5 protein-coding genes and 2 pseudogenes are annotated in these 8642 nt (G+C 59.1%); 5 read left to right on the top strand and 2 right to left on the bottom strand.

The features are described 5' to 3' along the window. Positions 1–361: pseudogene (locus PGX04_RS21495) on the bottom strand (hypothetical protein); the annotation flags it as partial. Between the two features lie 266 nt (positions 362–627). Here PGX04_RS21495 and PGX04_RS21500 point away from each other — a divergent pair. The 5 genes from PGX04_RS21500 (at position 628) to PGX04_RS21520 (ending at position 6951) form a co-directional block, all read left to right on the top strand. Next, on the top strand, positions 628–1677 hold the full coding sequence (locus PGX04_RS21500) for a TAXI family TRAP transporter solute-binding subunit (RefSeq protein WP_273740376.1): 1050 nt from the start codon (positions 628–630) through the stop codon (positions 1675–1677). A 27-nt stretch (positions 1678–1704) separates the two neighbouring features. Beyond that, positions 1705–3711: a TRAP transporter permease gene (locus tag PGX04_RS21505; RefSeq protein WP_273740377.1), complete on the top strand. Its 2007-nt coding sequence runs from the start codon at positions 1705–1707 to the stop codon at positions 3709–3711. 493 nt (positions 3712–4204) lie between these two features. Beyond that, positions 4205–5479 (top strand): MFS transporter, encoded by a 1275-nt coding sequence (locus tag PGX04_RS21510; RefSeq protein WP_273740378.1) that lies wholly within the window; start codon positions 4205–4207, stop codon positions 5477–5479. 50 nt (positions 5480–5529) lie between these two features. Continuing rightward, the gene (locus PGX04_RS21515) at positions 5530–6285 is read left to right on the top strand and encodes an SDR family oxidoreductase (RefSeq protein WP_273740379.1); all 756 of its coding nucleotides are present in this window, start codon (positions 5530–5532) and stop codon (positions 6283–6285) included. A 195-nt stretch (positions 6286–6480) separates the two neighbouring features. Next, a complete protein-coding gene (locus tag PGX04_RS21520) occupies positions 6481–6951 on the top strand; it encodes an IclR family transcriptional regulator domain-containing protein (protein ID WP_273740380.1) in 471 nt (156 codons plus the stop codon). Between the two features lie 568 nt (positions 6952–7519). Here PGX04_RS21520 and PGX04_RS21525 read toward each other — a convergent pair. Continuing rightward, positions 7520–8518, bottom strand: a pseudogene (locus PGX04_RS21525) (IS630 family transposase). Between the last annotated feature and the right edge of the window lie 124 nt (positions 8519–8642).

Consider the following 8642-nt stretch of genomic DNA (forward strand, 5'->3'; position numbering starts at 1 on the left):
GCGGCGACTGCCACTCCGAAGCCGTCACCGGCTGGACGTCGTAGTGACCGTAGAGCAGCGCGGTCGATCCGTCTTCGCTCGCGTCGCCGTCGGCGAACGCGCGGGCAATGACGGCCGGCCGACCTGGCGTCTCGACGATCTCCGCCTCGTCGAACCCGTACTCGAGGCACGATCGTCGAACCAGCGCGGCGCAGTCGTCAATTCCCTCGCCGGTCGCGCTGATCGACGGATGGGCGAGCAACGAGCGGAGATCCTCGAGGGCGGATTCGTCGTGGCGCTCAAGGAACGCGAACGGCGTCGTACTCGTCATCGGACGGTCGCGCCTCGAGACGGGTGCGGCTCGGCGAACGGGCTCGGACATCGAGTCATACTCGCACGACCGTACCACTATGGAACACAAAGGTCTAGCGCTCCGAACGGCCTCGAGCGGAGCCCACGTCGAATCATTACTATACACGATACCCACTCGAACCATACAGCGTTCGCCCTCTGCTAATATAATTGAAACTATATTCGGATGCAGGCAGCGTATATGGTCGTTTTTCCAGACTATATTTAACTGCGACTGAAATCTCTAGGGCGGAGGAGGGGAAGGTTTAAATAACATAAGCTATTTCATGCATAACGATGTTTGAGAATGGTAGGCACACACGGAGGGCTGTACTACGGGGCACTGCTGGAATCGGGGCGCTATCACTCGCCGGTTGTCTCGGCGGCGGCGGCGGCGACCAGGTCGACCTGACCGTCGGCTCGTCGTCGTCCGGTTCGTCGACGTACGGGAACTCGCAGGCGATTCAGCGGGTCGTAAGCCAGCAGTCAGATTACCTGAACTTCATCACGCAGGACGCGGGCGGGGACCCGCAGTCCATCCGACTGTACGCCGACGGGGAGATCAACTCCTACTCGGCGGGGAACTACATCATGAACCAGGCCCTCACCGAGACGGGGCCGTTCTCCGACGATCCGGTGTCCGACTTCCCGCAGTTAGGCTTCGGTCACCTCTCGCTGAACCTCTACTGGATGGCCCTGGAGGACAGCGACATCCAGACGACCGACGACCTCGCCGGGAGGAACGTCTATTGTCTCCCCGCCAGCTGGGGGCTGCGCGCGATGACCGAGGAGATGTACGGCAGCGCCGGCCTCTGGGAGGGGCTCTCGCAGAACGTCGTCAACGTCGAGACGACGCAGGCGGCGAGCGCGCTCGAAGAGGGTCGAGTCGAGGCGTTCATCGTGTACACCTCGAACTACACCCAGCTCCCCTCGTGGGCGGCCGAGATCGACTCGCGCGTCTCCGTCAGGACCATCGAGATGACCGACGAGTACGTATCGGCTGCGCAGGACTTCGCCGGCGCGGGTTACGAGGAGGTCGACGAGATCGGCGGCTGGGAGCAGGACGTTCAGGGCGGTGACTTCCCGAAGCACACGTGGACGGAGACCTATCCGTACTACTTCAGCCCGGACATCGAGGCGGACGCCATCTACGACCTGATGGAGATTTGTCACAACAACTACGAGTCGATGCAAGAGGCGAACCCGACGATCCTCGACTGGTCCGACCCGTCGAACTTCACGTTCGCGCTGACCCACACCGACGAGATCCCGATCCACCCGGGAGCCGCGGACTGGTACGAAGAGAACGACGTCTGGGACGACAGCTGGACTCGCGGCGACGAATAAACACCTTTCAGTCCGTCACCGCCATACATGGTTTATTCCACTGCCAACAAAAGCCGATTAGAGATCGCCAACGACGCAGTCACGGGAGCGGCAATCCTCGCCTGGACCTGGATCCTGTACTACGCGTTCACCCAAGGAATTCAGCGAATTCTCTTCACCATCACGTTTCTCGGGTCGATCATGCTCGTCTATCTCGGCAACGAACTCATCGAAGCGTACGAGGACGGGGACAAACTGGGCCTGACCGGCCTCTCCCTCTCGGCGATCGTCACCGCCGGAACGACGGCGTACATGATCGTGTTCTACCGCGAACTGTTGCGGGTTCGCGTCGGAACGGCGCTGCCTCGGGAGTACGCGATAGCGGCGGCATTCCTCCTGGTGATCCTCTACCTGTCGTACCGGGCCTACGGGCTCTCGTTCCTCGTCGTGATCGTCGTCGTGATGCTGTACGGACTCTACGGGAACCTCGCGCCGGGGATCCTGCGCCACGCCGGGTTCAGCATCAGCCGGATGATGAGCATCATGGTGCTCGACTTCCAGGGGGTTTACGGCTCGATCTCCAGGATTATCGCCACGTGGGTCGCCCTGTTCCTGCTGTACGCGGGGCTGATGCGCGGCTTCGGCGCGTTCGATCTCATCATGCGGATCGGCCTCCGGTCGGCCAACTACGTCCGATCCGGCGTCGCCCTCTCCGCGGTGACCTCGAGCATCATCATCGGCTCGATCACCGGGAGCCAGGCGGCGAACACGGCGATCACGGGTTCGTTCACGATCCCGCTCATGAAAGAGACGGGCATGAAAGGTGAGACCGCCGGGGGGATCGAATCCGTCGCGTCGACCGGCGGACAGATCATGCCCCCGATCATGGGCGCGGCGGCGTTCGTGATGGCGTCGCTGCTCGGCATCACGTACCTCGACGTGATCATCGCCGGGATCATTCCGGCGATGATCTTCTACGGCTCCGTCACCATCGCCGTCCACTACAAGGGGCTCGGACAGCTCCGCGGACAGGCGACCAAGATCGACGTCGAGAGCCAGTTCGACGAGCAGATGACACAGAAGGAGTTCGTCTTCCAGTGTCTCCGCTTTGGCATCCCGTTCGCCATCCTGATCTACATCCTCGGCGTGCTCCAGTACACGGTGCTCACGGCCGCGCTGTACACCATCATCGCCATGTTCGTCACCGGCTTCGGGTTCCCGTTGCTCAAGACGGCGACGGAAGGCGGTGACCTCGTGGCCGAGTTCGTCAGCCTGCTCGGCGACGCGGCGGTCGGCTTCAGAGAGGGGGCGATGATCCTCGCGCCGATCGCGATCATCATCGCCGCCATCAACGGCGTCGTCGACGTCTTCACCGCGTCGGGTATTCCGGGTATCCTCTCGCTGGCCCTGCTTGACCTCTCCGGCGGCGTCATGTTGACCGCGGTCGTCCTCGCGATGGTCATCTCGATCATCCTCGGAATGGGGATGCCGACGGTCGCCGCGTACGTCATCGTCGCGGCGCTGATCGCACCGGCGCTGATTCAGCAGTTCTTTGTTCCGGACCTCGCGGCGCACTTCTTCGTGCTGTACGCCGCGATCCTGTCGGGACTGACGCCGCCGATCGCGATCGCGGTCGTCGTCGCCACGGGGATCGCCGACAGCAACTTCTGGCGAACGGCTCACGAAGCTATGAAGATCTCCGCACCGATCTACGTCCTCCCGTTCGCGTTCATCTACAACCCCGAACTCGTCGTCGGCGGCTTCGGGATCGACACGTTCTTGTCGGGACTCATCGCGCTGGCCGGCGCGCTGGGGATCTCTCACGGCCTCAACTACTACGGGACGTTCTTCCACGAGAGTCCGTTCGTCCAGTTCCCCGTCAAGACCGTCTTCTTCGTGTTGGGCGTGCTCGCGATGGTCTACCCGGACGATATAATCCGTCTCGGCTGTGTTGCAGTTATCGTCGGGATGATGGTGATCCAGCTCCAGAAACCGATCCGTGACCGGATCAGCCAGCGGTCCGCGACGGATTCTATCAGGACTACCAAGGACTAGCGACCAGCTACTTTCAGTTCTCCTTCGTCGACGGGAACCTGCACCGAGCGTATCGATCCCCGACCCCTCAGCCATCGGTTTCCGATTCGCGCGCCGTCATGGTCCTGCAGAGCGGTTCGAGAACGGGGATCACGGATCGATCGCTTCAGTCGCTTCGCGAGCGATCACTTCTCACGGCGGCTCGCCGCGAAGAACGGGTACTCTGACAACCAGCCCTGGTCGTAGTCTGGCTCGTACTCGACGGCCTCGAAGACGACCGAGTCGCCGATCTCGAGGGCATCGTACGGCTCGGCGATCGGTACGGGCGGAGAGAACAGTCGGCGACGCGTTCGACTGGAGAGCGTCGTCGAACGCGCGCCGGGTCGGAAAATATTCGATCAGAAAGTCAATTCACTAGACGGATGACGATAGCCTTCCGGATCGACTGTCGTAGTTTCACAATCAATAAGTGATCCCGTGTCGTGCCGTTCGGCAGGAAAACTGCGTACTCAACATGGGACTCAACACAAATGATCGGACGATCGCCAGTTTCACGATGGCTGGTCACTCACTCGTCCACTGGTTTGAGACATCGATTCCGATCTTTCTCGTCGTCTGGCTCGCGGAGTTCGACGTGTCGGTCGCGCTGGCCGGCGTCATCGTCGCGCTGGGATACGCCCCGTTCGGATTGGGTGCGCTCCCCGGCGGCATCCTCGTCGACCGGTACGGTCCGAAACGGCTCATCCTGCTCTGTCTCGTCGGCATGAGTGGGTCGTTTCTCGTGCTCGCGCTCGCGACGTCGATCTACGCCGTCGCGGCCGGGCTCATCTGCTGGGGCGTCGCCGCCAGCGTCTACCATCCCGCCGGCCTCGCGCTGATCAGTACCGGCGTCGAGGAGCGAGGCACCGTCTTTGCCTGGCACGGGATCGCCGGCAACGCCGGCATCGCCCTCGGCCCGTTCGCCGCGGCCACGCTGTTGTTCCTCACCGATCAGTGGCATCTCGTCGCCGGCATCCTGGCGGTTCCGGGGTTCGTCGCGGCCGCATACGGGTTCCGGGCCGACTTCGATTCGACCGCCGCCGAGAGCGAGGCCGACGCCGACGCGGACGACGCCCTGTCGCTGGGCGAATTCCTGACGAACTCGTGGATACTGTTCACGAGTGCGTTCGCCCTCGTTTTCGCCATCATCGCTTTCGAGGGGCTCTACTATCGTGGGATGCTCACGTTCCTCCCCGAGATCCTCCACGACCTCCCCGCGATGGAGAGTCTCACGCTCTCGGCCGGCCTCGAGGGAATCTCGCCGGGCGACTACATCTACGTCGCGCTGCTGGTCGTCGGGATGGGCGGACAGTACGTCGGTGGGAAACTCACCGACCGAATTCCATCGGAGCGGGGACTGGCCGCCATCTTCGCCATCCTCGCGCTCCTCGCACTCGCGTTCGTGCCGATCATGTCGATGGGACTGGTTTCGATCGTCCTGTTCTGCGTCGTACTCGGATTCTTCCTCTTTGCCACGCAACCGCTGTACCAGGACGCGGTGGCGGTCCATACGCCGGCGAAGGCACGAGGACTTTCGTACGGATACACGTACGTCGGCAAGTTCGGAATCGGGCCGGTGAGCATCGCGATCGGCGGGTTCGTCCTCGGCGGGTTCTCGACGGCGATGTTCTTTGGCGTCCTCGCTGCGTTCGCGTTCATAGGGATGACGCTGACAACTGGGCTGCTCGTAGCGCTCAATCACGCCAGCTGGTGGGAGACGGGTACAGCCGCGACGAAATCGAGTGATTAGCATCCCACTGGCCGGGAAATACTTATACGAATCAGTGGTCATTGATAGCTATGACCACAAACCTCCCTCTCTCGGGAAATACGGCGCTTATCACCGGTGCCAGCGCTGGAATCGGCGAAGCGACGGCTGAGGCTCTGGCAGCGAAGGGAGCAAACATAGCGATCGTCGCCCACCGGGAATCGAAACTACAGACAGTCGCAGATCGAATCGAGTCGGAAACGGATGGAACTGCCCTCGTTCTACCAGTCATCGTTAGCGAGCCGGAGGAAGTCCGCGAAGCCATCGACGAGACCGTGGAAACCTTCGATCGACTTGATGTTGTGGTCAATAACGCCGGGATCGCGACCGGCGGGGATGTGACGGTGGAAACCATGCCGGTTGAGCAGTACCGGACTGTCATGGGGGTAAACGTTGACGGAATATTCTTCGTCACGCAAGAGACGCTCCCGCACTTGCGCGAGACATCCGGCATCGCTATTTTCGTCGCCAGCTTTGCCGGCCAGTATCCGCGACCGGGAGCGCCGATCTACGCGGCGACCAAGTGGTGGATGCGGGGATTCGCGCACAGTCTGGCGGGGGCGGTCGGTACTGACGAGATCGGCGTCACCGTTATCAATCCGTCCGAAGTTCGGACGGAGTTCGGCAAGGAGTATCGGGACGAGATTTCCGAAGAGAGATACGAACCGAACGAAGTGACCGAACCGGAAACCATCGCCGATTCGATCGCATTCGCGGCGCAACAGGAACCACCGAACGTTGTCTTCGAACTCGAGCTCTACAGACGAGACAAACTCTCTGGCTTCTGAAACTGTGAATCAGCCGAAGGGTTCGGTCCACAAGCATCTGAAAACGTTCGAGGACCACAGGTGCGTCATCAACGACGGAGGGAAGTACCGACTCGGACTCAAGCTGTTGACGCTGGGCAGACATATTCGTGACCGTGACAAGTTCTGCAGATCCGTTCGTTCGACGGTCGAGGAGCTGGCCGACGAAAGCGCCAAATGGTCTCGTTTATCCTCCGGGACAGAGTACACGGTGTCTTCGTCTTCATCGGGAACGATCGGTACGGCCTCCGAAAGCCAGTTCCACTCGGTAACCAATACGTTATTCACCGGAACGCAGCGGGGAAAGCAATTCTGACGGAACTTCCTGATGAAACCATCGACGAGATCATCGCCGAGACCGGACTTCTCCGCGAAACGGAGAACACGATCACGGATGCAGACGAACTCTGGTCGGACATCGAGACGATTCGAAAAAAGGCATCGCCCATGAGTACAGGTGAGCATCTCAAGGCCATTCAGTCTATCGCAGCAGCCGTCTCGAGCCCCGAGACGGGACAGACCGGCGCCATCAGCATTACTTGCCCAGCCGAATATCTAGGACAGGAACGCGTTCATAACCAATACGCCGAGATGGTGATAGAGGCCGCGAACGAACTCGAACTGCGAACGCAATATGCCCTCGAGTAGGATTCTATATTTTCTCTGAGAGAACGTTGTAGCAAATATTATACTCGTCAATGAGGGTGAGGCGACTAGATCGAGTGACCACTCCTGACATCCGACGGTCGCAATTGAATTCACACCCGTACAGTTGGGTATCAGACTTCTATTTACAATCATATATTTGTAATACGGAGAAAGGGATGGTGCCGCGCGTCACTCTGTTTGACATCTGCCGGAGAGTTGTCTCGTCGAGAGATATGAGTTGGAGGATCGACTACTACCAGCCGTACCAGCGCCGTTGAGTAGACGACGGATCGAACAGGGTGGATTACAGGGACGATTTATGTTCGATCGAGAAGAAAGGTTACCCCGAGCGTTGGACAGTGTTCAGAAAGGGGGAGACGTAGCGTTTTCTGTGTATTCATGACCGAAAACACAACCCTCACTGGTACTATCGACCGGATTGAGTGAAGTTTTATTGCCTTGTTGAACGCTAGACTGCGTCGGGGTGGTGTCGATCACTCACGGTTTTACGACGTCAGAGATCGGCTCTTGGTGTCAGAAGATGCAGTAGCTGTCGCTATAGTAGAAGTTAGAAATGATTACTCACCACTGGTATAGAGAGCCGATCAAGAGCGGTATCAATGGCTGTTGTGAGTTCAGAAAGTGAATCAAAGAACTGGTTGCTTAGTGCTGATTGAAGTTGTCTCCAGCACTCTTCGACCGGATTGAGCTCTGGCAAGTACGCCGGCAATCTCACGAGGGTGAGGTCATCACGGGCCGCCAGGTCCGTGACGGCTGACGCCCGAAAATACGGTGCTCCATCCAGCACAATGATCAGATTATCTTCGAACTCGTTGCAGAATGCGAGAATGAAATATTTTGCGTGTTCGGCAGTCACGTACTCTTCGAATCGAGAGAAAAAGCGCTCACCGAGGACGGTGATCGCGCCCAAGAGACATGTCCAGTCGCGTTGCCCGGACAATTCGACGGCCGGCCGCGTGCCGCGCGGAAACTACGCGGCACGCGGCTCAACTTGGATGGATTTCTTGGTTTGATCGATACAAACTACTGTGGCGTCCATCTCCCGCCGCTTTTTTTGAGTTCTTCGTGGAACGTCTCTTGTTCGTCAGCCTCAGCTTCAGCGGCTGTTCGACATGGTTTTTGATAGCTCAGTCTCACCTCTTTGAGCAACCGTCGGCAACTCGGGATTGAGTACTCAACATCGTAGGTCTCGTCGAGATACTGCTGGACGAGCGCTAGCGTCCACGCCGGCGCGTCAACCCCCACTTCTTTGGGTGAGTCATGGACAGCTTCTTCGAATTCTTTCTACTCTTTTTCTGGGTGTTTTCGCTTTCTCCCAGATCGGTGATCATAAGTAACAACCTGCTCAAATGATTCGTCGGTGTGGAGTCGCGTGAGCCAGCTATAGATCGTGTGTCGCTGAACGTCATCCCGCTCGGGTAGCTCGGTCTGTATAACGCCGTATTTATGCGATATTGCCGTTAAACCCGTTGTGTCGGCCTCTTTCCCTCCACGTTGTCGAGGACACCCTGCAATTCCTCACGGAGATCTCGTCAGGATGATCCACTACGCTTAGCAACAATCTTTGAGTAGAAAGTTCTAATGGGCACTATAATGATTACCTCGGCACCGTCTAGTTAGCGCAGTTTGAGAAGTGAGCAGGTCGTAGAGATTGGTTGGAACTATGCTCG

It is taken from the genome of Natrinema soli, assembly GCF_028618695.1.

Coding starts and splice junctions, on each gene's coding strand:
- PGX04_RS21510 (WP_273740378.1), top strand. CDS start 4,205: ATGGGACTCAACACAAATGATCGGACGATCGCCAGTTTCACGATGGCT.
- PGX04_RS21500 (WP_273740376.1), top strand. CDS start 628: ATGTTTGAGAATGGTAGGCACACACGGAGGGCTGTACTACGGGGCACT.
- PGX04_RS21505 (WP_273740377.1), top strand. CDS start 1,705: ATGGTTTATTCCACTGCCAACAAAAGCCGATTAGAGATCGCCAACGAC.
- PGX04_RS21515 (WP_273740379.1), top strand. CDS start 5,530: ATGACCACAAACCTCCCTCTCTCGGGAAATACGGCGCTTATCACCGGT.
- PGX04_RS21520 (WP_273740380.1), top strand. CDS start 6,481: ATGGTCTCGTTTATCCTCCGGGACAGAGTACACGGTGTCTTCGTCTTC.